General features: G+C 34.4%; 38 protein-coding genes. 5 read left to right on the top strand and 33 right to left on the bottom strand.

Features of this window, described 5'->3' with window-relative positions:
* Position 1: 1 nt before the first annotated feature.
* From K350_RS0120975 to K350_RS0120965, 3 genes are read right to left on the bottom strand one after another with little or no spacing between them, the layout of a single operon-like run.
* Positions 2 to 1,054: an ABC transporter permease gene (locus K350_RS0120975; protein WP_028981578.1), complete on the bottom strand. Its 1,053-nt coding sequence runs from the start codon at positions 1,052 to 1,054 to the stop codon at positions 2 to 4.
* Positions 1,055 to 1,058: 4 nt separating this feature from the next.
* Positions 1,059 to 2,165, bottom strand: coding sequence for a BT_3928 family protein (locus tag K350_RS0120970; RefSeq protein ID WP_162144196.1), 1,107 nt, complete (start codon positions 2,163 to 2,165; stop codon positions 1,059 to 1,061).
* A 13-nt stretch (positions 2,166 to 2,178) separates the two neighbouring features.
* Positions 2,179 to 2,727 (bottom strand): DUF1599 domain-containing protein, encoded by a 549-nt coding sequence (locus tag K350_RS0120965; RefSeq protein ID WP_028981576.1) that lies wholly within the window; start codon positions 2,725 to 2,727, stop codon positions 2,179 to 2,181.
* A 52-nt stretch (positions 2,728 to 2,779) separates the two neighbouring features.
* Between K350_RS0120965 and folP the strand changes: the two genes are divergently transcribed.
* Together folP and cdaA are read left to right on the top strand one after the other, a co-directional pair.
* Positions 2,780 to 3,628: a dihydropteroate synthase gene (gene folP, locus K350_RS0120960; protein ID WP_245598685.1), complete on the top strand. Its 849-nt coding sequence runs from the start codon at positions 2,780 to 2,782 to the stop codon at positions 3,626 to 3,628.
* 2 nt (positions 3,629 to 3,630) lie between these two features.
* A complete protein-coding gene (gene cdaA, locus K350_RS29770; RefSeq protein WP_037576521.1) occupies positions 3,631 to 4,473 on the top strand; it encodes a diadenylate cyclase CdaA in 843 nt (280 codons plus the stop codon).
* Between the two features lie 3 nt (positions 4,474 to 4,476).
* On the opposite strand, the gene K350_RS29765 is transcribed toward cdaA, so the two are convergent.
* Positions 4,477 to 4,782 (bottom strand): hypothetical protein, encoded by a 306-nt coding sequence (locus K350_RS29765; RefSeq protein WP_156027123.1) that lies wholly within the window; start codon positions 4,780 to 4,782, stop codon positions 4,477 to 4,479.
* A gap of 367 nt (positions 4,783 to 5,149) precedes the next feature.
* Between K350_RS29765 and K350_RS29760 the strand changes: the two genes are divergently transcribed.
* Positions 5,150 to 5,698: a DUF4468 domain-containing protein gene (locus tag K350_RS29760; protein ID WP_051313431.1), complete on the top strand. Its 549-nt coding sequence runs from the start codon at positions 5,150 to 5,152 to the stop codon at positions 5,696 to 5,698.
* A gap of 39 nt (positions 5,699 to 5,737) precedes the next feature.
* Here K350_RS29760 and K350_RS0120940 read toward each other — a convergent pair whose 3' ends face one another.
* Positions 5,738 to 5,986 carry a hypothetical protein gene (locus tag K350_RS0120940; protein WP_028981574.1) on the bottom strand — a complete coding sequence of 83 codons (249 nt, stop codon included), beginning with the start codon at positions 5,984 to 5,986 and terminating at the stop codon, positions 5,738 to 5,740.
* A 444-nt stretch (positions 5,987 to 6,430) separates the two neighbouring features.
* On the opposite strand from K350_RS0120940, the gene K350_RS0120930 reads away from it, so the two are divergent.
* On the top strand, positions 6,431 to 6,682 hold the full coding sequence (locus tag K350_RS0120930) for a hypothetical protein (protein WP_156027122.1): 252 nt from the start codon (positions 6,431 to 6,433) through the stop codon (positions 6,680 to 6,682).
* 54 nt (positions 6,683 to 6,736) lie between these two features.
* On the opposite strand, the gene K350_RS29755 is transcribed toward K350_RS0120930, so the two are convergent.
* From K350_RS29755 to K350_RS0120915, 3 genes are all read right to left on the bottom strand, one after another.
* Entirely contained in the window at positions 6,737 to 9,157 is a 2,421-nt protein-coding gene (locus tag K350_RS29755) for an OmpA family protein (RefSeq protein WP_051313429.1), read from the bottom strand.
* A gap of 174 nt (positions 9,158 to 9,331) precedes the next feature.
* Positions 9,332 to 11,623 carry a penicillin-binding protein 1A gene (locus K350_RS29750; protein ID WP_245598684.1) on the bottom strand — a complete coding sequence of 764 codons (2,292 nt, stop codon included), beginning with the start codon at positions 11,621 to 11,623 and terminating at the stop codon, positions 9,332 to 9,334.
* A gap of 47 nt (positions 11,624 to 11,670) precedes the next feature.
* Positions 11,671 to 11,895 (bottom strand): septum formation initiator family protein, encoded by a 225-nt coding sequence (locus K350_RS0120915; RefSeq protein ID WP_342665062.1) that lies wholly within the window; start codon positions 11,893 to 11,895, stop codon positions 11,671 to 11,673.
* A gap of 13 nt (positions 11,896 to 11,908) precedes the next feature.
* Between K350_RS0120915 and K350_RS33010 the strand changes: the two genes are divergently transcribed.
* The gene (locus K350_RS33010) at positions 11,909 to 12,043 is read left to right on the top strand and encodes a hypothetical protein (RefSeq protein ID WP_281169262.1); all 135 of its coding nucleotides are present in this window, start codon (positions 11,909 to 11,911) and stop codon (positions 12,041 to 12,043) included.
* A gap of 2 nt (positions 12,044 to 12,045) precedes the next feature.
* On the opposite strand, the gene eno is transcribed toward K350_RS33010, so the two are convergent.
* The 25 genes from eno to rpsC form a co-directional block, all read right to left on the bottom strand.
* Positions 12,046 to 13,332 carry a phosphopyruvate hydratase gene (gene eno / locus K350_RS0120905; RefSeq protein WP_028981570.1) on the bottom strand — a complete coding sequence of 429 codons (1,287 nt, stop codon included), beginning with the start codon at positions 13,330 to 13,332 and terminating at the stop codon, positions 12,046 to 12,048.
* A gap of 26 nt (positions 13,333 to 13,358) precedes the next feature.
* Positions 13,359 to 14,459: a glutamine-hydrolyzing carbamoyl-phosphate synthase small subunit gene (carA, locus tag K350_RS0120900; protein ID WP_028981569.1), complete on the bottom strand. Its 1,101-nt coding sequence runs from the start codon at positions 14,457 to 14,459 to the stop codon at positions 13,359 to 13,361.
* Between the two features lie 85 nt (positions 14,460 to 14,544).
* The gene (rplQ, locus tag K350_RS0120895) at positions 14,545 to 15,072 is read right to left on the bottom strand and encodes a 50S ribosomal protein L17 (protein WP_028981568.1); all 528 of its coding nucleotides are present in this window, start codon (positions 15,070 to 15,072) and stop codon (positions 14,545 to 14,547) included.
* 5 nt (positions 15,073 to 15,077) lie between these two features.
* On the bottom strand, positions 15,078 to 16,067 hold the full coding sequence (locus K350_RS0120890) for a DNA-directed RNA polymerase subunit alpha (protein ID WP_028981567.1): 990 nt from the start codon (positions 16,065 to 16,067) through the stop codon (positions 15,078 to 15,080).
* A 50-nt stretch (positions 16,068 to 16,117) separates the two neighbouring features.
* Positions 16,118 to 16,723: a 30S ribosomal protein S4 gene (gene rpsD, locus K350_RS0120885; protein ID WP_028981566.1), complete on the bottom strand. Its 606-nt coding sequence runs from the start codon at positions 16,721 to 16,723 to the stop codon at positions 16,118 to 16,120.
* 61 nt (positions 16,724 to 16,784) lie between these two features.
* A complete protein-coding gene (rpsK, locus tag K350_RS0120880) occupies positions 16,785 to 17,192 on the bottom strand; it encodes a 30S ribosomal protein S11 (protein ID WP_028981565.1) in 408 nt (135 codons plus the stop codon).
* A gap of 27 nt (positions 17,193 to 17,219) precedes the next feature.
* Positions 17,220 to 17,597: a 30S ribosomal protein S13 gene (gene rpsM, locus K350_RS0120875; RefSeq protein ID WP_028981564.1), complete on the bottom strand. Its 378-nt coding sequence runs from the start codon at positions 17,595 to 17,597 to the stop codon at positions 17,220 to 17,222.
* Between the two features lie 11 nt (positions 17,598 to 17,608).
* A complete protein-coding gene (gene ykgO / locus K350_RS0120870) occupies positions 17,609 to 17,725 on the bottom strand; it encodes a type B 50S ribosomal protein L36 (protein WP_028981563.1) in 117 nt (38 codons plus the stop codon).
* 34 nt (positions 17,726 to 17,759) lie between these two features.
* Positions 17,760 to 17,978 carry a translation initiation factor IF-1 gene (gene infA, locus K350_RS0120865; RefSeq protein ID WP_028981562.1) on the bottom strand — a complete coding sequence of 73 codons (219 nt, stop codon included), beginning with the start codon at positions 17,976 to 17,978 and terminating at the stop codon, positions 17,760 to 17,762.
* Entirely contained in the window at positions 17,978 to 18,745 is a 768-nt protein-coding gene (gene map / locus K350_RS0120860) for a type I methionyl aminopeptidase (protein WP_028981561.1), read from the bottom strand. Before map ends, infA begins: the two co-directional genes overlap by 1 nt.
* Positions 18,745 to 20,082 (bottom strand): preprotein translocase subunit SecY, encoded by a 1,338-nt coding sequence (gene secY / locus K350_RS0120855; RefSeq protein ID WP_028981560.1) that lies wholly within the window; start codon positions 20,080 to 20,082, stop codon positions 18,745 to 18,747. Before secY ends, map begins: the two co-directional genes overlap by 1 nt.
* The gene (gene rplO, locus K350_RS0120850; RefSeq protein WP_028981559.1) at positions 20,082 to 20,531 is read right to left on the bottom strand and encodes a 50S ribosomal protein L15; all 450 of its coding nucleotides are present in this window, start codon (positions 20,529 to 20,531) and stop codon (positions 20,082 to 20,084) included. Before rplO ends, secY begins: the two co-directional genes overlap by 1 nt.
* Before the next feature lie 2 nt (positions 20,532 to 20,533).
* Positions 20,534 to 20,713, bottom strand: coding sequence for a 50S ribosomal protein L30 (rpmD, locus tag K350_RS0120845; RefSeq protein ID WP_028981558.1), 180 nt, complete (start codon positions 20,711 to 20,713; stop codon positions 20,534 to 20,536).
* A 1-nt stretch (position 20,714) separates the two neighbouring features.
* Positions 20,715 to 21,236: a 30S ribosomal protein S5 gene (gene rpsE / locus K350_RS0120840; RefSeq protein WP_028981557.1), complete on the bottom strand. Its 522-nt coding sequence runs from the start codon at positions 21,234 to 21,236 to the stop codon at positions 20,715 to 20,717.
* A gap of 5 nt (positions 21,237 to 21,241) precedes the next feature.
* Positions 21,242 to 21,592 (bottom strand): 50S ribosomal protein L18, encoded by a 351-nt coding sequence (gene rplR, locus K350_RS0120835; protein ID WP_028981556.1) that lies wholly within the window; start codon positions 21,590 to 21,592, stop codon positions 21,242 to 21,244.
* 14 nt (positions 21,593 to 21,606) lie between these two features.
* Positions 21,607 to 22,161 (bottom strand): 50S ribosomal protein L6, encoded by a 555-nt coding sequence (rplF, locus tag K350_RS0120830; protein ID WP_028981555.1) that lies wholly within the window; start codon positions 22,159 to 22,161, stop codon positions 21,607 to 21,609.
* Positions 22,162 to 22,178: 17 nt separating this feature from the next.
* Entirely contained in the window at positions 22,179 to 22,571 is a 393-nt protein-coding gene (gene rpsH, locus K350_RS0120825; protein ID WP_028981554.1) for a 30S ribosomal protein S8, read from the bottom strand.
* Between the two features lie 94 nt (positions 22,572 to 22,665).
* On the bottom strand, positions 22,666 to 22,935 hold the full coding sequence (rpsN, locus tag K350_RS0120820) for a 30S ribosomal protein S14 (protein WP_028981553.1): 270 nt from the start codon (positions 22,933 to 22,935) through the stop codon (positions 22,666 to 22,668).
* Positions 22,936 to 22,940: 5 nt separating this feature from the next.
* Positions 22,941 to 23,495 carry a 50S ribosomal protein L5 gene (rplE, locus tag K350_RS0120815; protein ID WP_028981552.1) on the bottom strand — a complete coding sequence of 185 codons (555 nt, stop codon included), beginning with the start codon at positions 23,493 to 23,495 and terminating at the stop codon, positions 22,941 to 22,943.
* Positions 23,496 to 23,499: 4 nt separating this feature from the next.
* Positions 23,500 to 23,829 carry a 50S ribosomal protein L24 gene (gene rplX / locus K350_RS0120810; RefSeq protein ID WP_028981551.1) on the bottom strand — a complete coding sequence of 110 codons (330 nt, stop codon included), beginning with the start codon at positions 23,827 to 23,829 and terminating at the stop codon, positions 23,500 to 23,502.
* A gap of 4 nt (positions 23,830 to 23,833) precedes the next feature.
* Positions 23,834 to 24,202, bottom strand: coding sequence for a 50S ribosomal protein L14 (gene rplN / locus K350_RS0120805; protein WP_028981550.1), 369 nt, complete (start codon positions 24,200 to 24,202; stop codon positions 23,834 to 23,836).
* Between the two features lie 2 nt (positions 24,203 to 24,204).
* The gene (gene rpsQ / locus K350_RS0120800; protein WP_028981549.1) at positions 24,205 to 24,462 is read right to left on the bottom strand and encodes a 30S ribosomal protein S17; all 258 of its coding nucleotides are present in this window, start codon (positions 24,460 to 24,462) and stop codon (positions 24,205 to 24,207) included.
* A 13-nt stretch (positions 24,463 to 24,475) separates the two neighbouring features.
* On the bottom strand, positions 24,476 to 24,673 hold the full coding sequence (gene rpmC, locus K350_RS0120795; protein WP_028981548.1) for a 50S ribosomal protein L29: 198 nt from the start codon (positions 24,671 to 24,673) through the stop codon (positions 24,476 to 24,478).
* 4 nt (positions 24,674 to 24,677) lie between these two features.
* A complete protein-coding gene (gene rplP, locus K350_RS0120790; protein ID WP_028981547.1) occupies positions 24,678 to 25,097 on the bottom strand; it encodes a 50S ribosomal protein L16 in 420 nt (139 codons plus the stop codon).
* Positions 25,098 to 25,156: 59 nt separating this feature from the next.
* Positions 25,157 to 25,909: a 30S ribosomal protein S3 gene (gene rpsC, locus K350_RS0120785; RefSeq protein WP_028981546.1), complete on the bottom strand. Its 753-nt coding sequence runs from the start codon at positions 25,907 to 25,909 to the stop codon at positions 25,157 to 25,159.
* Positions 25,910 to 25,915 lie beyond the last annotated feature (6 nt).

The following is a 25,915-nucleotide window of genomic DNA, read 5'->3' as shown; positions in this document are numbered from 1 at the left end:
ATTAATGCAATCTCACTCTTGGGTCAATGGCTGCATATAAAATATCTACACAAATATTGATAACTATGAAAACAAGTGCTACAAACAATGTTGTACCCATTACAACTGGAAAATCTAGCTTATAAACTGCATCAATGGTAACGGATCCTATTCCCTTCCAGTTAAATATGTATTCTATAAAGAATGCACCAGCCATTAAAGAAGCCAACCATCCGGAAACCGCAGTAATAACCGGATTCAAAGCATTTTTCAATGCATGCTTAAGTATTATTTTATAATATCTTAGTCCTTTTGCCCTGGCGGTTCTTATATAATCTTGAGATAATACATCCAGCATACTGCTTCTTGTAAGCTGAATAATAATAGCTAATGGTCTAAGTCCTAAAGTAAATGCAGGTAAAATAAGATTTTTCAATACCAGTTTTCTTCCAGTCAGATCATCCTCCCATAACTGGCCAGATGTATTTAAACCTGTGTAATCAGAAAGATAATATCCAAAAACCATTGCAATTAAAGCCCCCATTACAAACGGTGGTGCTGAAATTCCCAAAACGGAAAGAGATATTGTCGAATGATCAAGAAGGCTGTTGGGTTTTACAGAAGCCATCATTCCAAATAGTATTCCGAAAACTGTAGCGAATAACATTGCAGCAAACGCAAGCCAGAAGGTCCCTTCGAGGTTTTCGAAAATAATTTCACTAACTTTTTTATTGGTTTGAAATGATCTGCGCAGATATGGGTATTTAACCACAACTACTTTATCATTAACTGTAAAAAGTTTTTTATACTCATAATTTTTCTCATTCGCCTCAGTATTCTTGTGAATAGAAACAGGAGAAAGGTCATTCAAATAATAGCCCAACTGAACAGGAAGTGGCTGGTCAAGGCCAAGCTCTCTTGTAATTGCTTCTCTGGTAGAAACATCCGTTCTCTGACCTGCCATCATAGCTACAGGATCACCTGGCAATACGTTAAAAAGAAAAAATACAACTATCAAAGCACCGAACAGTACCAGTAAGCCATATAAAAACCTAGTTGATATAAATTTTATCATTTATCTACTTCTGCAGCATTTTTAAATCATCACTATTAGGAATGTCATTATAGTGCCACTTCCCTATCACAGTTCCATCTTTTAATACCATTATTCCAGGGTTTGACCTCACCATCATTTTCAAAATGACATCGTCCATGAAATAATATGGTACCGGAAGCTGTAATTCATGTCTGAATGCCTCCATAGCATCTGCTGAACCTGTTTCAGTTAAAATGACCGGTGAAAATCCCATTTTTTCAGATTGAGCAATCAATGTCTTTAATTTCTCCACACAACTACCTTCACAATTCTTAAAAGCCCTCTCCACATCAGGTATTGTAATAAGCAATCTTTTGCCTTTCAGGATTTCATTTGTTTTATCCCCTTCGTCACTGTCCACATTAAATCCGATAATTTTGGGAACAAGTTTGGTTGTGTCTTTATTCAAAAGTTCATACCTGACAAACTTATACGAGGTATCACTAGGATAGTTTTCCTGCAAAAACTCAAATTCCTTACCTCCTTTTGATAGAATAAATTTGTACTTCGGAGCCTCTTCCGCTTTCATTAATTGAGGTATATTGTTTCCTATCTTAAAATTCAGAAGATCAAAATATGGTAAATGATTGGCTGCATGATATCCAATATAAAAAGTCACAAACGAAACTATAAGCATTAATAAATCTCCTTTGAAAGAATTTAAAACTGAAACTTGATTTCTTCCCAGGAAAAATATTATCAGTATAAAAAATAAAAGAATAAGATCTTTGAAAAACGACTGCTTAGGAGTTAAAACGATCAAGGTTCCGAAGCAGCCACACTCTTTAACCTTATCAAAATAAAAGGAATAAAATGTTAAAAATGTAAAAAACAGTATTAGAAGCAAAAGAATCCAGGTTGTCTGCTTCATTCTGTAATTAAGCAAAACAGCTATGCCCAGAATTACTTCCAATCCGACTATTGCGATAGACAAGAAAAGAGAATACGGAATAAAAATTTCAAAAAAAGATCCAAAATCTGCGCTAAATACGTGAAAGTACTCCTCAAGCTTAAAAGCAGTTCCATACGGATCGTTCAGTTTTACCAAACCTGAAAAAATAAACAAGCAGCCAACAAGAATTCTGCTCATTGTATTAATGATTTTACCCATCTATAAAGTTGGATTTAATTAAAGAAAACACACTATAATTAAGCATATCCTGATAATTGGCATTTACCCCTTCTGAAACCAGGGTCCTACCGCTATTATCCTCTATCTGCTTGACCCTCAACAACTTCATAAGAATAATATCTGTAATTGAACTTACTCGCATATCTCTCCATGCTTCCCCATAATCATGATTTTTATTAGTAAGAAGCTCAAGGGTTTCTTCAGAATATTTATCGTACAATTCAGCTACTTTTTCTGCAGGTAGTTCCATTGGATCAGTATCCTTAAGTCCTAGTTGCATCATTGCGATAAGGCAATAATTTATAATTCCAATAAATTCCGAATTGATGTCTTCAGCTACTTTCTGAGTTCCTTTATCCTGAATTGATCTAATTCTTTGAGCTTTGATAAATATTTGATCAGTTATTGAAGGCAAACGCAAAATTCTCCATGCTGTTCCATAATCCTGCGTTTTTTTGATAAACAAGTCTTTACACTTCTTTATTACCTGTCTGTACTCATTTTCTGTCCTGTTTGCCAATTTTAATTTCTATTTAGTAGTTTTGTTTAGGTCAAATTTACAATACTAGAATTTGAAACATAGAATTTTTGAGACAAAAAAAACACTGCTGGTCAGAGGGAAATTAATTGATTTATCTATCCGTCCACTGATAATGGGGATCTTAAATGTAACCCCTGATTCATTTTATGACGGAGGAAAATACCTTACGCCTGATGATATAGTCAGAAGAGCCGCATCAATGCTGGAAAATGGAGCTGATATTATTGATATTGGTGGTTACTCATCCAGGCCTGGAGCAGAAAATATACCCGTTGAAGAAGAAACTGCCCGCGTATCAAGGGCATTAAAAATCATAAAAAAGGAGTTCCCTGAAAGCATTGTTTCTGTGGATACATTCAGATCAGAAGTTGCGAGAATCGCAGCAGCTGACGGAGCGGAAATAATCAATGACATCTCTGGAGGCGAATTAGATGAGAAAATGTTTGAAACCATAGCAGAGCTAAAACTCCCATATATTTTAATGCACATGAAAGGTTCTCCTGCAACAATGTCAAAACTTAACCAATACGACAACTTGATTGGAGATATGCTGCAATATTTCCAGGAGAAATTAAATCGTTTGAATGAATTGGGTGTCTGGGATATAATTATAGATCCGGGAATAGGCTTTTCTAAAAATAGTTTACAAAACTTTCATTTGATTAGACAGTTAGATATCTTCAGTGCCTTAAATCTACCTGTCCTTTTAGGAGTTTCCAGGAAATCCTTCATATACAAAACTTTAAATGTTTCTCAGGAAGAAGCTTTAAACGGCACTACTATTGTTAATGCTATTGGCCTCTCAAAAAATATTAGTATAATCAGAGTTCATGATGTCCGAGAGGCTCAACAAATTATATCTCTATTACAAAAAATATAGAATTGACATTATTATATAAAATAGGATTTTTAGAAATAAGCTGGATTGATATACTTGATATCCTGCTCGTTAGTTTTTTGCTTTATCAGTTATACAAATTATTAAAGGGAAGTATAGCAGTAAAAATCTTTCTTGGTTTTCTCTCTATATATCTTATTTATCTTGTAGTAAAAGCTGCCAAAATGGAATTGTTAACTGCCATATTAGGTCAGTTTATTGGAGTGGGTGTCATTGCAGCATTAATCTTATTTCAGCAAGAAATCAGAAAGTTTTTAATCATTATAGGCAAAACCACTGCATTTAATAAATCATTCTTGAAGGGACTTCTGTGGAAAAAGAGTTCTCAACCCAATTCCGATGGTCTCAACTTGAATCCGGTAATTGAAAGCGCTAAAATACTCGGAGGAACTAATACTGGTGCTTTAATCGTATTCGCCAAAAGTTCAGAACTGAAATTTTATGCAGAATCTGGAGATCTAATGGATGCCCTGATTTCCAAAAGGTTATTAATAGCTATATTCCAAAAAAATAGTCCTCTTCATGATGGAGCAGTCATTATTGCCAATAATCGAATAAAGGCTGCCAGATGTATTCTTCCGGTAAGCGAGAACACTGATTTACCCGCTCATTTAGGCCTTAGACATAGAGCTGCAATTGGTCTTACAGAAGTTACAGATAGTATTGTTTTAATTGTTTCTGAAGAAACCGGTCAAATATCTTTGGCGATAAATGGTAAAATACATACCAATCTTTCCAAATCAGAATTGAAACAAAAGCTTCACTACTATCTATTTGAGGATGAAGAAAAAATAAAAGAAGGAGAAAAAGAGGAAATAGAAAATTAATAACTATTCCTTCTTTTTCATAAAGGGCAGTGCTACCTTTTTAATAGTAGTTTCTTCAGTTTTTTTTTCCGGCACTTCCTGAAGTAAAAAACGCCTCCGAATATCATTAATTAAAAACTTCTTTTGTTCTGTAAAGCTATTCGGATGAACTTGCTCAAAGATATTTTTTAATTCTTGCCATTTTAAAGGATCATTTTCCTTAAATGCCTTTGAATCAATTTTTTTACTAATACAATATTCCTCCCAAGTCATTTGACAAAAGTACAAGAAAGAAACGATAGATTTCTCATATAAATTAAAAACCCTCAAACACATTAACGTTCTGCTGGGCTTCAATATATTTTTTCAAATACTTTAATGGATAATTGAATTTATACCTTCCAAAAGAAAGCACTCGAAGTAAAATCGAAAGGCCAACAATAAAGACAAATAGAGCAACAAACGAAATTAGCGAGAGGAAAAATGAGTAGGTAATTTTAGTTTCTTTCATTTTTATCCTTGGTTAGTTTACAAGTATTTACAAGTTTAATTCGTTTTTGTTTAAAATATATAATTATTTCAATAAAAAACAAAACAAAAACAACAGGAACTAAATTATTAGCTCACCAAACCATCTATCTCTTTTTATTTAAATTATTAAAATTTATCTTTGTTAAATCCACAAACAGGTTCTAAGATGAAAAAAGTCGTATTCTCATTTGTTCTTTCATTGCTGATGATCAGCAATTTGATAGCTCAGAATCAGCTTCCAATAGATGCTGAAACTAAAAAAATAACTTATACAGAGGTAGTCCAGGTAGATGGAGCAAAAAAAGATGATCTATATCTTAAGGCTAAAAATTGGGCACTTGCAAACGGCTTTAAGCAAGTAACTGATTCTAAGGCAGAAGGCAAATTTGTTGCTAAAGGACATTTTGGAGTTCAATATCCTAGTCCAATGAGAGGCATGAACCATTCAGGTACAGTCAACTATCTCTTTTCTATATCTGTGAAAGACGGTAAGTATAAATATGAGCTGGTAGACTTTGTACACGAATCTCCGAAAGGGAATGGCGGTAAACTTGAAAATGAAACACCACAGTGTGGAAAATATACTTTAGTTCCTGCAGGTTGGAGTACTATAAAAACTAAATCGGCAGAATCCGCTCAGGCAACAGTCAATAGCCTTAAACAAGAACTTGCAGGAGCTCCTGCAGCTGTAGAAAAGAAATCAGAAGATTGGTAATAATCATTAAGAGTAAATGGGGAATTACCCCATTTGCTCTTATCTAAAATTATTTGAGTAGTTTCTTCTGCCTTTATTAGGACCTTTCCCACTCCTTTTAATTTTTACAACAGTGTTATTTTTATATCTTTTCTTTCTTTTAAAAAGATTCTTCTTCTTCATTTTTTTGGGACCTTTTAATGGGTAAACCTCACTCACATCTTCTTTTAAAAATGCAAAAGATTGAGTTGCTCCTCCCAAGCCTAATGAAAGAGCAATCAGTAATCCAATAACTATATTATTTTTCATAATTCTCATCCCTTCATTTCTCCTTCCAAAAAGAACTTCAGAAAATCACGAAAGTTTTTTTAGAACAATTTGCCATCAATTATTATTTCCCCAAATTTTCCCTCTAATAGAAAATAAAATGGCTTACAAGGAAATTATTTCGGATAAAAATAAAAAGGAAATAATCCTCTTAAGCACAATCAGCTAAAGGACAACTATACAGGCCTTTATAACTTTCTTGTAGAATATTGAGTTATTTTTTAAAAAAGGAAACGGAGGAGGGCATTATGCACCACTATTATGATAGAGATTATTTGTCTGAAAGATTGTTCTCAAAACTATGCATAAATAATAAAGGAGAATTATGTGAAATGATCGCCTTTGAAGGGGAAACAGTAGAAATAAAATTTAATTGTCTTCGTGAACATCTGATTTACGGAATTTGCTTTGCCTTTAATCCTAAGTTTGAGACGAAAAGGAAAAAATGACACCTTCTTTTCTATGGCATTGTTTATAGAGAAAAGGGTGACTATGGAGAAAGATAAGAAGAGAGAATTGTCTGATATCGTTGTTAATTATAAAGGACAATTGTGCGAAATCCTTGAATTAGGTGAGACAATCTTCGTACATCTGTTTAATTCTCTGCGGGAAGATTATTACGCAGGTGTTTGCTTTAGCTTTAATCCTTCGTACGTTACGAAAGATAAAAATTGGTAAAAAAAAAGAGGCTGATGATATTTCAAATCAGCCTCTTTTTTTAGAGAACTAAATCTACTCTCCGATTACAATGAACTCAACCCTCCTGTTTACCAGGTTTTCTTTTTTATCATTACTTTGCACGACGCCCTTTTTCTCTCCTAAACTTTCAATTGTAAGCCTATCCTTTTCAATACCCTCTTTAACCATAAAATTGAGGATTGTCTGAGCTCTTTTTTCAGATAGTTGCTGATTGTAGGTAGCACTCCCAATAGGATCAGCATAAGCACGAATCTTAATTTTCATTTTAGGATATTCTTTCATCAGCTTCACTACTTCCATTACTTTTTGGGTAGAATATTCAGTGAGCGCCTGGTAGGAGTTGTACGTAAAATGAACTTTGGGTTTCAAAACACTACCTACTGCTGGAGAATTTTTAGATTGAACTTCAGCAGGCTTCACCTCTGTTGCAGATGGCTTGTTTTCTGGCGCCTGGTTCTGAACTGCATAACTTATTTGGATATCTTGATATCGATTTAAAACAACCATATTATTATCAAGAATCTTCATTTCAGTTCTTCTATTCAACTGACGTCCCCTTTCATTTTCATTGGTGCTTACAGGCATATTAGAACCATAGCCTTTAGCAACCATTCTTTTTTTACCGATTCCTTTTGCAGCAAGATACTTTAACACTGCAGTTGCCCTTTTATCAGACAGCTTTTTATTATACTTTGCCTTTCCGACATTATCGGTATGTCCTGATAATTCTATTTTCAACTCAGGGTGTTCTTTTAAGAAAGTGACTAATCTTTCTAATTCTGACTTCGACTCTTTTTTCAGCTCTGATTTATTAAAGTCAAAGAACATGTTGTTTAGTACTATAGAATTTCCAGCTTTGAGTGATTCCAACCTTACGTTTTTGGTAGCCTCAAAAAACGGATTTTTAGTATCAATATTAATATTTTCAGAATGGAACATATATCCATTTGCCTCTACCGCTATTCCATAGTTAGTTCCGTGAGGAAGAGCAAGAGTATATTGTCCAGTAAGTGAGTTCGAATTATAAAATCCTATTTTCTCCTGAGTAATATTATTAACAACAGATATAGTTGCAGAAACTGGTTTCCCTGTTTCTTTATCTAACACTGTTCCTTTTACCAAAGTAAGATTAGAGGTAGGATGAGGTCTATTGATGACATAAATATCAGATTCACCATAACTATCAGGTCTCGATGAAGAGAAATATCCTTTGGTTCCGTCTGCAGACCAGATAAAATTTTCTTCATCGTCCGCTGTATTTATTGGGTAGCCAGCATTTTCAGGTGTTGACCACTCTTTATTTACATCATCATAAACAGAGGTAAGAATATCAAACCCACCCATTGATTTATGTCCATTTGATGAGAAAAAGAGTGTTTTATTATCAATGCTTAAAAATGTTGGTTTTTCATCATACTCAGAGTTAATTTTCCTTCCAAGATTATACGGTTGTCCCCATTTACCTGTAGGATCTACTCTTACACCATAAATGTCGCTACCGCCAAACCCTCCAAGTTGGTTACTGCTGAAGAAAATTGTTTTTTCATCAGCAGCAATTGCAATAGTTGCACCTGGCTCCCAGGTAATATTGTTAAAACTCTCGTCTAAAAGTATTGGCTCAGACCAATGATTTCCTTCAAGAATACTCACCATTATACTACCACTTCTGACTTTACCTATATGGGATCTGTAAAGAAATAATTTATGTCCGTCTGGTGATATTCCAATACAGGCATCATGCAATTCTGTATTTAGTGATACAAGATCTTTTGGGGTCTTCCACCTACCTAACGAATCTTTATTGCTTATATAAATATCTTCATAATAATGATTATCCTGAAGATCAATTTTCCCACCTGTAGTGCTAGCTCTTCTCGAAGTGAATACAAGAGTAGAACCATCAGCTGATGTCAATGGAACTATATCCGGATAAGAACTATTAATTCCTGGTCCCATATTTTTAACTATCAGAGACAAAGTGTCTTTTACAAGCTCCTTACCGATTTGACACATTTCAATATATTCTTCTACCGGAAGTCTATCTTTAATCTTAGTTTTCGCAGTAAGTGTATCACTTAAAGCTGTCTGATAAGTTTTGTAAAAATTTATAGCTTCGTCAAACTGATGATTTAAATGAGAAATTCTTCCCAAATAATAATTTAAATCTAAAAATGAATAACCTTGGCTTTGAGCTTTCTTGAAATAAGGTAACGACTCCCTTCTATGCTGAAGATTAAACATGCAAACTCCTATTCGGAATGGAATTTCGGCATCTCCGGATTTTAAACTGTCCAATCTTTCGTACAATACCAAAGCTTTTTGGAATTGCTCCGTCTGGTAGTAACTAATTGCCTCTTGCTCTAGTTTTTTCACTGCACGACTTTGAGCATTCGCTTTTGTAAAAGATGCGAAAAACACAATAATACAGATCAGACTGTAGATGTTCCTTTTCATAGTAAGATTAATCGTTAAAAATTTTTAATTGGTAGATATAAATTTAAAGGCCATCAAAAATGGACAAAATCTTCCAATCAATAGCGAAATTAACTCACTTTGAAGAATTAAAAAAGGAAATCCAGCTCAAAGAATTGTACTATTAAAATAAAAAATTAAATATTATTACAAAATTTAATAGAATTCCTCAGGATCTTCAACTTCCATTAAAGAATCGGATACTATACTATCTGCTAATGCCGGTTCCGGTCTAGGAGGGCAATTGATGTTTATTGACAATTTTTTAGGTCGCTTGAAATAGCCTTTAGGGATATTCAAACTATCATCCGCATAAACTTTTTCCATATAAAGACCGAAAATTGGCAATGCAATTTTTGATCCTTCTCCCAATTGAGAAGTTCTAAAGTGAATGCTTCTATCTTCTCCTCCTACCCATACACCTGAAACCAGATTTTTAGTAATACCCATATACCATCCATCAGAGTGATTGGAGGTTGTTCCTGTTTTTCCCCCAACCTCATTTCCTCTGAAAATATTGTATTTAAATAAAGCCTGGGAGGTTCCTCCTCTTTCTTCAACTCCACCTTTCAGCATGTGTACCATAACATAAGCAACATCTTCAGACAGTGCATCACGCGTTTTGGGAATTACTTCATGAAGAATATTTCCATTACGGTCTTCTATTCTTGAAATAAAATATGGCTCTACCCAGACTCCACTATTTACAAAGGCACTGTATGCACCCACCATTTCATAGACGCTAACGTCACTGGAACCTAGACATATAGATGGTACAGGTTCAAGCTTACTTGTTATTCCCAATTTTTTAGCTTCATTAATAACTGCATCAATACCAATTAATTTAAGTACCTGTGCCGCTACAGAATTAATAGACCGACCTATAGCCTGTCTCAAAGTCATGCTGTCACCGGTAAACACCCAATCAGCGTTTTTGGGTGACCAGGTTTTCATTTCACCATTTTCTTCATATCTAAAGGTAATTGGGGCATCAGGTAAGAGATAACAAGGAGTGTATCCCTTTTCAATAGCAGCAGCATATACAAAAGGTTTAAATGAACTACCGGCTTGCCTTTTTCCCTGTTTTACATGGTCATATTTAAAATACTTATAATTAATTCCTCCAACCCACGCTTTAATCTCTCCACTTGATGGATCCATTGACATAAAGCCGGAATGAAGAAAATGCTTGTAGTACTTTAAGGAATCTATAGGGCTCATTAATGTATCCTTCTCCCCTTCCCAACTGAATACGGTCATCTTTACAGGCGTATTCATCACAATATTTATTGAATCATGACCTTCACCAAATTTCTTTACTAACATTTTATAAGTCAATGTCTTTTTGGAAGCATCCTCAATAAAATTGGTTATTTCTTTCTTGTTTTCGTACCTCCATGGATTTTGCCCTTTCCAATGGTCAAAAAATTTCTTTTGAACAACTGTCATATGCTCAGCAACTGCATCTTCGGCATGTTTCTGCATTCTTGAATCAAGAGTAGTATATATTTTTAATCCATCTCCATACAAGTCTTTTCCATTCTCTTTACACCACTTTAATAAATATTTATTTAAAACTCCTCTAAAATAAGTAGCTATACCATCTGTGGAATTTTCTACTTTGAAATCCACCTTAAGTGGAATTTTCCTAATGGAGTCATAATCCTTTGGATTAAGAACAGTATTCTGAACCATCAAATCAAGCACAACATTCCTCCTCTCCAAGGAATTTTCAGGTCTGTACACAGGATTATAAAGAGTGGTTGCTTTTAATGCTCCTACCAAAGTGGCAGATTGTTCTATTGTAAGGCTATCTGGTGAGGTATTGAAAAATGTCCTTGCAGCGACTTTAATTCCAAAGGCATTGCTTCCGAAATCAACAGTATTCAGATACATGTTAATAATTTCTTCCTTCGTATAATTCCGCTCTAATTTTATTGCTAACATCCACTCTTTAGCTTTATACAACAGTACATTAACTATCGGTACATATCCCAGTATCCCCTGAAATTCATCATTCCTTGTTTTAAAAAGATTTTTGGCCAACTGTTGACTCAATGTACTTGACCCTCGCTGATCCCCCTTAACCATATACCAGAATATTGCAAAAAATCCTTTCGCATCTATTCCAGAATGTTCATAGAATCTGACATCTTCCGTTGATATCAGCGCATTGATAACATTAGGCGAAATTTGAGTTAAATCAACCGGACTCCTGTTCTCTCTGAAGTATTTTCCTAGTAAAATATTATCTGCTGAATAAATTTCAGAAGCTTGATCTGAAGACGGATTTTCAAGATCCTCAACACCAGGCATTTGCCCAAATAACCACAAAAAATTAATTTGTAACAGTATTACAAATCCAATAATATAATAAAGCATTCCACCAGCTATAATCCAAACGTATTTGGCTATCTGTTGAAAATTGAACTTCCTGTTATTCTCCATGACCCCGCAGCTAACTTCTAATCTTAATGACTGTTATTGGTTGAAATTTACTCTTCATCTACGATGATAAAAACGTCCTCGTTCTTCTTTTTCATTAAATAATTTTCACGAGCAAACCTTTCCAATTCTTTAGGATTATTTAAAAATGCTTCCCGTTCTTTCTTCACTTCCTCTATCTTCTCTTCATAAAAGGTTTTCTGACTTTCCAAATCTTTAATCTTTCTACTAGCTCTGAATTGATTAATAAAATCATTTGAATCAAAAAATATCATCCATATTAAAAAAATGATACTTGAAATAAAAAAGAAGTTTTTTGTGAATGGCGGAAGTTTTGATAACATGATCTTTGCAGGAGATATTTTGCTAAAAATAGAAAATGAGAGGGTAAAAAAAAAGTCCCTTTTAAAAGGGACTTTCTAATATTAAATTTTTCTGAAGTTTTTTCCTGGATAATAGGCAATCTCTCCAAGCTCTTCTTCAATTCTAAGAAGTTGATTGTATTTTGCCATACGATCAGAACGAGAAGATGAACCGGTTTTAATTTGACCAGTATTCAATGCTACAGCTAAATCCGCAATAGTATTATCTTCAGTTTCTCCAGATCTGTGTGACATGATGCTAGAATAAGCGTTTCTCTTAGCTAAAGTTACAGCATCAATAGTTTCAGAAAGTGACCCAATTTGGTTTACTTTAATAAGAATTGAATTAGCTACACCTTTATCTATACCTTCTTGTAAACGTTTCACATTTGTTACAAAAAGGTCATCACCTACTAACTGTGTTTTCTTACCAGCAAGGTCAGTTAATTGCTTCCAGCCAGCCCAGTCATCTTCAGCCATACCATCTTCAATAGAAACGATTGGATATTTATTAACCCAGTCATTCCAGAAATTAGCCATATCAGAAGATGATAATTTATCTCCTGTAGACTTTTTGAAATGATACATTTTGGTTTCTGCATCATAAAATTCAGAAGCTGCAGCATCTAAAGCAATAAACACATCTTCTCCTGGTCTATAACCAGCAGTCTCAATAGCCTGAAGAATGATCTTTAGAGCCTCTTCATTTGAAGGAATATTTGGAGCAAAACCGCCTTCGTCCCCTACGTTTGTTGACATTTTTTTAGATTTCAACACCTTTGCAAGGTTGTGAAAAATTTCAGATCCCATTCTCATTGCCTCAGAGAATGAAGCCGCTCCAGAAGGAACAATCATGAACTCCTGAAAATCAATTGAATTGTCAGCATGACTACCACCATTCAAGATGTTCATCATTGGAACTGGTAAAGTTACTGCGTTTACACCACCAACGTACCTATAAAGTGGCATGCTTGCTTCCTGAGCAGCAGCTTTAGCTACAGCAAGAGAAACACCAAGTATTGCATTAGCACCTAACTTTGCTTTGTTCGGAGTTCCATCCATTTCGATCATTATCTGATCAATTAGTTTTTGCTCAAAAACTGAAGCACCAACTAATTCTGCAGCAATCTTATCATTTACATTTGCAACAGCCTTCAAGACTCCTTTGCCCATGTATTTTGATTTATCACCATCTCTCAATTCTACAGCTTCATGACTTCCTGTTGAAGCTCCTGAAGGAACGGCAGCACGTCCAAGAAACCCATTTTCTGTAATTACATCTACTTCTACAGTAGGGTTACCTCTTGAGTCAAATATCTGACGGGCAACGATTTGTTCTATTAAGCTCATTTTTTGTTAAAAATTTAATTAAAAATTTATTTTCTAAGTAATGAAATAAATTCGTCAAATAAATAATGGGAATCATGTGGTCCCGGAGATGACTCAGGATGATACTGAACTGAAAACGCTTTCTTATCTTTAATCCTAATCCCTTCGACAGTGTTATCATTAAGGTTAATATGAGTAACCTCAACTGTTGCACTGCTTTTAACAGCATCTGCATCTACACTAAATCCGTGATTTTGTGAAGTAATTTCACTTTTCCCTGTCAACAGATTCTTAACCGGATGATTTAATCCTCTGTGACCATGATGCATTTTATAGGTTGGAATTCCATTGGCCTCTGCCAAAATCTGATGCCCAAGACAAATACCAAATAATGGTAAGTCTAAATTCAAAATCTTCTTAACGGTTTCAATTGCGTACTTAGTGGCAGCTGGATCGCCAGGGCCATTAGAAATAAAATAACCATCAGGTCCCCATTCCTGCATTTCTTCAAAAGGAGTAGTTGCAGGGAATACTTTACAAAATACATCTCTACTTGTGAAATTATTCAAAATACTTCTCTTAATCCCTAAGTCAAGCACTGCCACTTTTAAAGAAGCGTTTTCATTACCTGCAAAATATGGATTTTGAGTACTTACAATACTTGATAATTCCAAGCCATTCATAGAAGGAATATTTTTCACTTCCTCTAATAATTTATTTGCATCAAGTATTTCGGAGGATATAATTGCATTCATTCCACCTTTACTTCTAATGTGTCTTACCAATTCTCTGGTATCAATCTCACTGATACCCACAATATTCTGTTTTTCAAAATACTCCTGAAGAGTACCTTCCCCATTTTTTCGAGAATATATGTCTGAAAAAGTTTTGCAAACAAGACCGCTAAATTTAACGGAATCCGACTCCTGCTCATCATCAACAACACCATAATTCCCTATGTGAGCAGTAGTGTTAACTATAATCTGACCATAATAAGATGGATCAGTATAAATCTCCTGGTACCCAGTCATTCCTGTGTTAAAACAGATTTCGCCACGGGTAGTACCTATTTTGCCCACGGCCAGGCCTTTGTAGAGAGTGCCATCTTCTAGAACAAGGAGAGCCTCCCTGCGAGTGTTGTATTTCATTGAGGAATATATTTGCGCAAAATAAAAAAAGGATTTGACAAAAGTCAAATCCTTTTTTTATTTATACTATTTTAAAATAGCTATTTTATTCGCTGTCTTTAGCTTCTGTATTTTCACCTGATTTTACTTCAGAAGATTTTTCAGTTTTACCCTTTGATTTTGCTTCAACAGCAACTTCACCAGGTTTAGAAGTTTTTCTACTTCTTCTAGTCTTAGCTTTACCAGCCTCTTTTGCAGAAGATTTAGTATAAAGTTCATTGAAGTCAACTAACTCGATAATACACATTTCTGCATTATCTCCCAATCTGTTTCCTGTACGAAGAATTCTTGTATATCCTCCAGGACGATTAGAAATTTTCTCTATTACATCAGAGAATAAAGTGCTTACAGAGTCTTTATTCTGAAGATAAGAAAACACAATTCTTCTTGAATGTGTAGTGTCATCTTTAGCTTTTGTAATAAGTGGTTCAACATACTTTCTCAAAGCTTTAGCTTTTGCAACAGTAGTTGAAATTCTTTTATTAATGATCAGAGAAGAGGCCATATTTGAAAGTAAAGCCTTTCTATGACTATGGGTTCTCCCCAAATGGTTATCTTTTTTACCGTGTCGCATTGTAATTAATCTTCATCAAGTTTATACTTAGCCAAATCCATCCCAAATGTTAGGTTTTTATCGGCAATTAAAGCTTCTAATTCAGCTAATGATTTTTTTCCGAAATTTCTAAATTTCATCATGTCTGAAATATCCAAAGCGGCTAAATCTCCAAGAGATTTAATATCCGCGGCTTTAAGACAATTATAAGCCCTTACTGACAGATCTAACTCAGAAATTGGAGTCTTTAACAATTTCCTCATGTGTAATAGTTCCTCATCAACTGTTTCTTCTTCGTCTGGCTTCGCAGTCTCAAAAGTCATAGTTTGATCAGAGAACAACATGAAGTGCTTAATAAGTATGTTAGCAGCTCCTTTTAAGGCATCTTCAGGGTGAATTGAACCATCTGTCTCAATATCAAGAATCAACTTCTCATAGTCAGTCTTTTGCTCAACCCTTGTATTTTCTACGCTATATTTAACATTTTTTATAGGCGTAAAAATTGCATCAATTGGAATAAAACCAAATACTTGTTCCGCTGGCTTATTTTCTTCTGCCGGAACGTATCCCCTACCCTTTTCAAGAGTGAGCTCAACATCCATACTAACAGAATTATCAAGATGGCATATTACATGCTCAGGATTTAAAATCTGAAATGATGAAGTAAATTTACCTATATCTCCAGCTTTAAAAACTTCTTGCTTTTTTAGGGAAACTACAATTTTACTTTCATTTGTATCAGCTACTTTTTTAAACCTTACCATTTTAAGATTTAATATAATTTCTGATACATCTTCCATTACACCTTCTATTGTAGAAAACTCATGAAGAACTCCTGGAATTTTAATTCCTGTTACAGCGTAACCCTCCAAAGAAGAAAGCAAGATTCTTCTAAGTGCGTTACCTATCGTTACTCCATAGCCCTTTTCGAGAGGTTTAAATTCAAACAGACCATGAAAATCGTCTGCTTTTTCCATTACAACCTTCTCAGGCATTTGAAATGCTAATATTGACATATTCCGTTATTTCTTTTGGATCCGATAAAAAGAAAATATAAAACAATATATTATTTGGAATAAAGCTCGACGATAAGCTGTTCCTGAATATTTTCAGGTATTTCCTCTCTCTGAGGATAGTTAATATACTTACCAGTCATTGTATTGCTATCCCACTCAAACCATGCAAACTTCTTTCCGCCTTTTGCAGATAAACTTGCAGTTATGACTTCCAATGATTTTGACTTTTCTCTAACAGCTACTATATCACCAGGTTTCATAGAGTAACTAGGAATATTAACAACCTCCCCATTAACAACTATATGATGATGTAATACAAGCTGTCTAGCTGCCCTTCTTGACGGTGCTATCCCTAATCTATAGATAACATTGTCAAGTCTTGATTCAAGAAGTTTAAGCAAGTTTTCACCAGTAACACCACCCATTCTAGCAGCTTTATCAAATGTATTAGAGAATTGTCTCTCTAAAACACCATAAGTATACTTTGCTTTTTGTTTTGCTGCAAGCTGAACCGCATACTCAGACTGCTTTTTTCTTCTTCCTCTACCGTGCATTCCAGGAGGATAGCTCTTCTTTTGTAGAGCCTTACTTGCTCCTAAGATTGGTTCACCGAACTTTCTTGAAATTTTTGTTTTCGGGCCTGTATATCTTGCCATTTCTGAACAATTATTTTATTTAAATTCTTAAAAGTAAAAGGACTTAACCTTTAAACTGTAATTAAACTCTTCTTTTCTTTGGAGGTCTGCATCCATTATGAGGCAGAGGAGTTACATCTTTTATAATCGATACTTCGATACCAGCATTTTGAATAGTTCTGATTGCAGATTCTCTTCCAGAGCCAGGTCCTTTAACAAAAACCTCAACCTTTCTTAATCCTAAATCAAATGCAACCTGGGCACAATTCTGAGCAGCTACCTGAGCAGCATAAGGAGTATTCTTCTTAGAACCTTTAAAACCCATTTTTCCTGCAGATGCCCAAGAAATTACTTGGCCTGCATTATTAGTAATGGAAATAATGATATTATTAAAGCTAGCCTTAATATGAGCCTGACCTGTAGATTCTACAACTACTACTCTCTTTTTGGCTTTATCCTTTCTTTTGCCTGCTTGTTGTTGTTGAGCCATATATTTATCTATCTAGATATTTATTTATTATTTAGTAGCTTTCTTCTTGTTAGCTACTGTTTTACGTTTACCTTTACGAGTACGGCAGTTATTTTTAGTTCTTTGCCCTCTTACTGGAAGTCCTTTACGATGTCTAAGACCTCTGTAACATCCAATATCCAATAAACGCTTAATGCTTAGTTGAACTTCTGATTTAAGAACTCCTTCAACTTTAAACTCAGCACCAATAATATTCCTAATTGCAGTTGATTCCTCTTCGGTCCACTCACTAGCTTTTTTATCCCAATTAACGCCTGCTTTTGATAAAATAAATTGAGCAGATTTTCTACCTATACCGTAAATATAAGTTAATGAAACTTCCCCGCGTTTGTTATCCGGAATATCTACACCTGAAATTCTAGCCATAGTAATAATTATTAACCTTGTCTTTGTTTAAATCTTGGGTTCTTTTTATTGATCACGTAAAGTTTACCTTTTCTTCTGATTACTTTACAATCAGCACTTCTTTTCTTAATAGATGCTTTAACTTTCATTTTTTGATAAATTTAAGTAGCTATTCGCTAAAACCTATTTATATCTGTATACAATTCTTCCTTTTGAAAGGTCGTAAGGAGACATCTCCAAACGTATTTTATCGCCAGGTAAAATTTTTATGTAATTCATTCTCATTTTACCAGAAATATGCGCGATAACTTGATGTCCGTTTTCCAACTCTACTTTAAACATAGCATTAGACAATGCTTCTACTATTGTTCCATCTTGCTCTATAGAGGACTGTTTTGCCATTATATTACTTCTTCTATGTATTTAAATGTTGTTAGTACTTCAGCTTTTCCTTTTCTAATGGCAACGGTATGTTCAAAATGTGCAGAGGGTTTTCTATCTTTAGTTCTTATTGTCCAACCATCCTCCTCCTGAATAATTTCCTTTTTCCCTAAATTAATCATTGGTTCAATGGCGATCACCATTCCTTCCTCTAATTTTACCCCCTTACCTCTTTTCCCATAATTCGGCACTTCAGGACTTTCATGCAATTTTTTACCTACACCATGACCCACTAATTCTCTTACAACCGAATATCCCTTAGACTCAACAAAATTCTGTATTGAAAAACCAATATCACCAGTCCTCTTGCCAACAATAGCTTCTTCAATACCTAAATACAAAGATTGCTTAGTAAATTCTAATAATTGTTTTACTTCTTCAGCAACATTTCCAACACCATACGTATATGCACTATCACTATGGTATCCATTCAAATTTACTCCGCAATCAACAGAAATTACATCCCCATCCTTTAAAATATATTTACTTGGAAATCCATGAACAACTTGTTCATTGATAGAGATACATAAAGTATAGGGAAATCCATTGTATCCTTTAAATGAAGGAATTCCACCATTTTTTATAATAAAATTGTATGCAATTTCATCCAATTCCTGAGTAGATATTCCAACCTTTACAGCCTTGGCAATTTCTCCATGCACCTGCCCTAAAAGTTCACCACTCTTTCTGATTAGATCAATCTCTTCTTCCGTTTTATAAAATATCATTAGTTAGAAGAAGAAATCGCAACATTTTCTGACCTTCCTTTAATTCTTCCCGATTGCATCATTCCTTCGTAATGCCTCATTAGGAGATAACTCTCTATTTGTTGTAGAGTATCTAAAACTACTCCTACCATAATCAAGAGTGAAGTACCTCCAAAGAAGTAGGAAAACTCTCTTGTAACTCCAGCAACATGTGCAATTGCTGGCAATATAGCTAGAGTAGCTAAAAATATGGCACCAGGCAAAGTTATTCTTGATAAAACATCATCAATATAATCTGAAGTTTGTTTTCCTGGTTTAACCCCAGGTATAAAACCACCATTTCTTTTCATATCATCTGCTATCTGATTAGGATTAACAGATAATGCTGTATAGAAAAATGTAAATAGTATAATTAATATAGCAAAGGTTAAATTATATTGCCAACTTGTAAAATCTGAGAATGTTGCTCCAATTGATCCAGCAAAATCACTGCTATCCGAAAACATTGAGGCTATCATTGCCGGCAAAAACATTATTGACTGAGCGAAGATAATTGGCATTACACCAGCAGCTATTACTTTTAACGGAATATATTGTCTCTGTCCCCCATAAACTTTATTCCCAATTACTTGCTTTGCATATTGTACTGGAATTTTTCTAGTTGCTTGAGTCAACATTACAACTCCCATAATAATAAAGAACAATACTCCTAACTCAATTATGAATGGTAAAGCTCCTTTCATTCCTTTTGCTGCACCTTCAATGACAATGGCTTGTGGAAATCTTGAAATTATTCCAACCATAATTAGCATAGATATTCCATTTCCAATTCCTTTATCTGTGATTTTCTCACCTAGCCACATACAAAACATTGTACCAGCAGTAAGGATTAACATTGCACTAATTGTAAAGAATGCTCTATCAACTCCAGGGAATAACATCTCCTGATTTACTGTAGCTGCAAGATATCCAACGGATTGAGCTAAAGTTATAAATATAGTAAGAACCCTAGTTATCTGATTAATTTTCTTTCTACCAGATTCTCCTTCTTTTTGAAGCTTTTGAAAATAAGGAACAGCAAAAGTTAATAGTTGCAAAACTATACTAGCTGAAATGTATGGCATGATACCCAAACCAAAAATAGAAACATTGCTGAATGCACCTCCAACTAGGGTATCCAACAATCCTAATATATTGTCTTTATTAGATCCCCTTTCAATAGAAGCAGGATCGACACCAGGAAGGACAACATAAGATCCTAGACGAAAAATCAAAAGAAAACCTATAGTATTCAGTATTCTGATTCTTAGGTCTTCTATTGAAAATATATTCTTAATGGTTTGGATAAACTTTTTCATTATGCAATTTTTATTGCTTTACCACCTGCATTTTCAATTGCTTTTACAGCTGATTCAGAAAAAGAATGAGCTTTAACTTCCAATTTAGCTTTTAGCTCCCCTCTTCCTAAAACTTTGATTTTATCAGATTTAGATACTAATCCATTTTCTAAAAGAACTTTGTCGTCAACTAACGACAATTTCTTTTCAGTTGCAAGATTATTGATTATATCAAGATTTATAGGTTTGAATACTATCTTGTCTGGATTGTTAAATCCAAACTTAGGTATTCTTCTTTGAAGTGGCATTTGACCTCCTTCAAAACCTGATTTCTTAGAATATCCTGATCTTGATTTAGCTCCTTTGTGACCTCTAGTAGAGGTTCCACCACGTCCAGATCCAGTACCTCTACCTATTCTTTTTCTATTTTTAACAGACCCTTTTGCAGGAGTCAAATTACTTAAGTTCATAATTAGATTTTGCTAACAGTTACCAAGTGATTTACTTTTTTAACCATTCCTTGAATTTGAGGAGTAGATTCCACCTCAACACTCTTATTTATTTTACCAAGTCCTAAAGCTTTAATAGTAAGCTTTTGATCGATTGGACGATCTATAGTACTTCTAACTTGAGTTATTTTAATCTTAGCCATTTTACTTACCGGTAAATACTTTCGCCAATGTAACACCTCTTTGTTGAGCTACGACATGCGGAGCTCTCATTCTTAGTAAAGCATCAAAAGTTGCCTTTACCACATTGTGAGGATTTGAAGATCCTTTTGATTTAGCTAATACGTCCTTAACGCCAGCACTTTCAAGAACAGCTCTCATTGCACCACCAGCAATTACTCCAGTACCAGGAGCAGCAGGTTTTAAAAATACAAAACCTCCACTATATTTTCCATGTATCGGATGAGGAACAGTACCTTTTAATACTGGAACCTTAATAAGGTTCTTCTTGGCATCATCAATACCTTTAGTGATAGCGTCTGTAACTTCGTTAGCTTTACCTAAGCCATAACCAACAACACCATGACCATCTCCAACTACAACAATTGCAGAGAAACTAAATCTACGTCCTCCTTTTACAACTTTTGCAACTCTTTGAATAGCTACTACCTTTTCTTTAAGGTCAATTTCGCTAGCTTTTACTGATCTAATATTTACCTGAGACATATCGATTAAAATTTAAGGCCTCCCTCTCTAGCACCTTCAGCTAAAGCTTTGACTCTACCATGATAAAGATATCCACCTCTATCAAATACTACTTCTGAAATACCATTACTTTTTGCTTTCTCAGCAATCTTTAAACCAACACTTTTTGAAAGTTCTGATTTAGTTCCTTTTTGGGATTTTAGCTCTACAGAGGATGCACTGATAATTGTTTTTCCTGCTATATCATCTATAATTTGAGCGTATATACCTGTATTGCTTCTAAAAACTGAGAGTCTTGGCTTAACCCCTGTACCAGAAATTTTCTTTCTGATACTTCTCTTTATCCTCAGTCTTCTTAAATCTTTTTTAGTAGCCATCTTAAAACAATTTATTATTTAGCAGCAGTTTTACCAGCTTTACGTCTAACAACTTCGTTAACAAATCTGATACCTTTACCTTTGTATGGTTCAACTTTTCTCAGTGAACGAATTTTTGCAGCCACTTGTCCTATCAATTGTTTATCAATTGATTCCAAGGTTACTATTGGATTTTTACCTTTTTCAGTTAATGTTTTTACAGCAACTTCTTTAGGTAACGCGACAAATATATTGTGGGAATATCCTAAGCTTAATTCTAAAACTGAACCTGTAGACGTAGCTTTATAACCTACCCCAACCAATTCTAGATCAATTTTGTAACCTTCACTTACTCCAAGTACCATGTTACTAAGCAATGATCTATACAAGCCATGTAAAGCTTTATGTCTCTTTTGATCTGTAGGTCTTTCAACATTTAAATTGGATCCTTCTACAGATACTTTAATATCTAAGTCAACAGCTTGAACTAAAGTCCCTTTCGGACCTTTAATTTCTACCAAATTTCCAGAACCAACTTTTACTTCAACCTTAGCAGGTATTGCAATTGGTTTTTTTCCAATCCTTGACATATTATTTTTTTATAATATTAATAAATATAACAAAGTACTTCACCACCAATATTTAATTCTCTAGCTTCCTTATCGGTAATTACACCTCTAGAGGTAGATAAAATTGCAATACCTAAGCCATTTAAAACTCTTGGCAAAGTTGCTGATTTAGAATACTTTCTTAATCCTGGAGAACTTATTCTCTCTATTTTAACAATTGCAGATTGTTTAGTTAGAGGGTTATATTTTAAAGCAATTTTTATTTTTCCTTGCTTATCATCGTCCTCAAATTTATAATTCTGGATATAACCTTTGTCAAAGAGTACTTTGGTTATCTCTTTCTTTATATTTGAAGCAGGAACCTCAACTATCCTATGATTCGCCTTAATAGCGTTTCTCAATCTTGTTAAATAATCTGCGATAGGATCCATTTTAAACTTTTCTTTATATATTAAAATTAAAAGCCCCGAATCAGGGCTGCAAATTTAAGAAGATTTTTTGAAAAAGAAAATCTTTATTAAAAAATTACCAGCTTGCTTTAGTTACTCCTGGAATTTTACCGGCAGAAGCCATTTCCCTAAATGTAACCCTTGAGATACCAAACTTTCTCATATAGCCTCTTGGTCTTCCAGTTAATTTACATCTATTGTGTAATCTTACCTTTGAAGAATTTCTAGGTAACTTATCTAGACCTAAAAAATCACCGTTAGCTTTAAGTTCTTCTCTTTTTTTAGCGTATTTAGCTACGAGTTTGATTCTCTTTCTTTCTCTAGCTTTTACTGATTCTTTTGCCATTTCAATTATTTTTTCTGTCCTGCGAAAGGTAGACCGAATGATTTTAATAACTCCAGACTTTCTTCGTCTGTATTTGCTGTAGTAACAAAAGTAATATCCATACCAGAAATTTTACTTACTTTGTCAATACTAATCTCAGGGAATATAATTTGTTCTTTAACTCCTAATGTATAGTTCCCTTTGCCATCAAATCCTTTATCACTAATTCCTCTAAAGTCACGAACCCTTGGTAAAGCAATCGACATAAGTCTATCCATGAATTCATACATTCTATCTCCACGTAGAGTAACTTTTGCTCCAATTGGCATATTTTCTCTTAGTTTAAAATTAGAGATAGCTTTTTTAGATTTTGTAGCTAGAGCTTTCTGACCAGTAATTGTTGTTAACTCTTCAACTCCAACATCAACAATTTTCTTATCTGAAACAGCAGCTCCCATTCCTTTATTAACAACAATCTTTGTCAATTTTGGAACCTGCATCTGAGATTTATACTGAAATTTGCTTCTTAATTGAGCAACAATCTCTTTGTTGTATTTATCCTTTAGTCTTGGAATAGCCATATCCTTACTTTATTATGTCTCCAGTTTTCTTTGAATATCTCTGAAGCTTACCTTTTGAATCTAACTTTCTGCCTATTCTTGAAGCTGTTCCTTTAGAATCTACAACCATTAGGTTACTTACATGAATAGGAGCCTCTTTTTTTACAATTCCTCCATTGGGATTCGTAGCAGTTGGCTTTGTGTGCTTTGTCACCATATTAAGGCCTTCAACGATAGCCTTATTTCCAGCAACATCAACTCCTTTAACTGTTCCTGTTTTACCTCGAAAATCGCCAGCAATAACTTTTACAGTATCACCTGCTTTTATATGTAATTTTTTATTTGTAGTTGCCATAATATTATAATACTTCAGGAGCAAGTGATACAATCTTCATAAACTGTTTCTCTCTAAGTTCTCTTGCGACAGGCCCGAAGATACGAGTTCCTCTAGGCTCGTCATTGTTGTTTAATAAAACAACTGCATTATCTGAGAATCTTATGTAAGAACCATCCACTCTTCTCACTTCTTTCTTTGTTCTAACTATAACAGCTTTAGAAACTGTTCCTTTTTTTAAGTTGCTAGACGAAAGTGCATGCTTCACAGTTACTACTACTTTATCGCCAATGGAAGCATATTTTTTCTTTGTTCCACCTAAAACTCTAATAACTAAAACCTCTTTAGCTCCGCTATTATCAGCTACATTTAATCTTGATTCCTGCTGTATCATGGTTATTTCGCCTTTTCAATAATTTCAACTAATCTCCATCTTTTCAATTTGCTCAGCGGACGAGTTTCCATGATCTTTACGGTATCACCGATACCGCACTCATTTTTTTCGTCATGAGCCATAAATTTGGTAGTCTTATTAAGAAACTTACCATATTTAGCATGCTTAACTTTTCTTTCTACAGCTACTGTAATTGATTTTGTCATTTTATTACTAACGACTTTACCAACTCTCTCTTTTCTAAAATTTCTTTGCTCCATAATAATCTAAAGATTAGGATTTGGATTTAACCTTTTCACTCAAAGCTGTCTGAAGACGAGCTATTACTTTTTTTGCTTCCCTAATCTTCATAGGATTTTCAATTGGAGAAATAGCGTGTGCAAATTTTAATTTTGCAAGAGCCTCTTGCTCTGCAGAGATTCTACTCTTTAAATCAGCAGCGTTTAGAGATTTTATATCAGAAGTTTTCATTGAATTAACCTTCGTAATCTGGACGAACAACAAATTTAGTTTTTACTGGTAATTTTTGTGCAGCAAGTCTTAGAGACTCCATAGCAGTTTCTTTCGAAATACCTGTTGATTCAAAAAGAATCGTTCCCGGCTTAATCACAGCCACCCAATATTCAGGAGCTCCTTTACCTTTACCCATACGAACCTCAGCAGGCTTCTTAGTTATTGGCTTATCTGGAAAAATTCTAATCCAAACTTGTCCTTCTCTTTTCATTGCTCTAGTCATAGCAATACGAGCAGCCTCTAACTGACGGCTGGTTATCATACCAGGCTCCAGAGCCTTGATAGCGAAAGATCCAAATTCTATACTAAAACCTCTTGTCGCAATCCCTCTGTTTCTACCCTTTTGTTGCTTCCTAAATTTTGTTCTTTTTGGCTGTAACATTCTTTTAAACTTTTACAGTTGCCTAACCAACTCTTTACTATTGCAGTAAAAACCTCTTGTTATTTTCTTTTTCTTTTTGGTCCACCTTCGGACTTTTTCTTTCCACCTCTATTTTGTGGAGCTCCACCTTCAGCAGGGGCATTTGCAGATGTACTTGCAAGACCTACATTAGGAGACAAATCCCTTTTTCCAAAAACTTCACCTTTGAAGATCCATACTTTAATACCAATCTTACCATATACTGTCAACGCTTCAGAGACAGCATAATCAATATCAGCTCTTAATGTATGAAGAGGGATTCTACCTTCTTTATATTGTTCATTACGGGCCATTTCGGCACCGCCTAAACGTCCACCTAATTTTATCTTAATACCTTGTGCACCAACTCTCATAGTTGAAGCTATCGCTTGTTTCATAGCTCTTCTATAAGAAATTCTAGCTTGCAATTGCTGAGCTATTGATTCTCCCACAAGTTTAGCATCAAGTTCTGGTCTTTTGATTTCAAAAATATTGATCTGAACATCTTTACCAGTAACTTTTTTCAACTCTTCTTTAATTTTGTCAACTTCAGCACCACCTTTACCTATGACAACACCTGGACGAGCTGTATTTATTGTTAGAGTAATTCTTTTAAGAGTTCTTTCGATGATAATTTTAGCAATACCACCTTTTGGAATTCTGGCAAAAACATATTTTCTGATTTTTTCGTCTTCAACCAATTTATCAGAGAAGGTTTTTCCTCCATACCAATTAGAATCCCATCCTTTTACGATTCCTAATCTAAAGCCAGTAGGGTTAACTTTTTGTCCCATTGTTTA

Source organism: Sporocytophaga myxococcoides DSM 11118, from assembly GCF_000426725.1.
Lineage (GTDB): Bacteria > Bacteroidota > Bacteroidia > Cytophagales > Cytophagaceae > Sporocytophaga > Sporocytophaga myxococcoides.
This window is presented reverse-complemented; position numbering and strand designations above follow the sequence as displayed.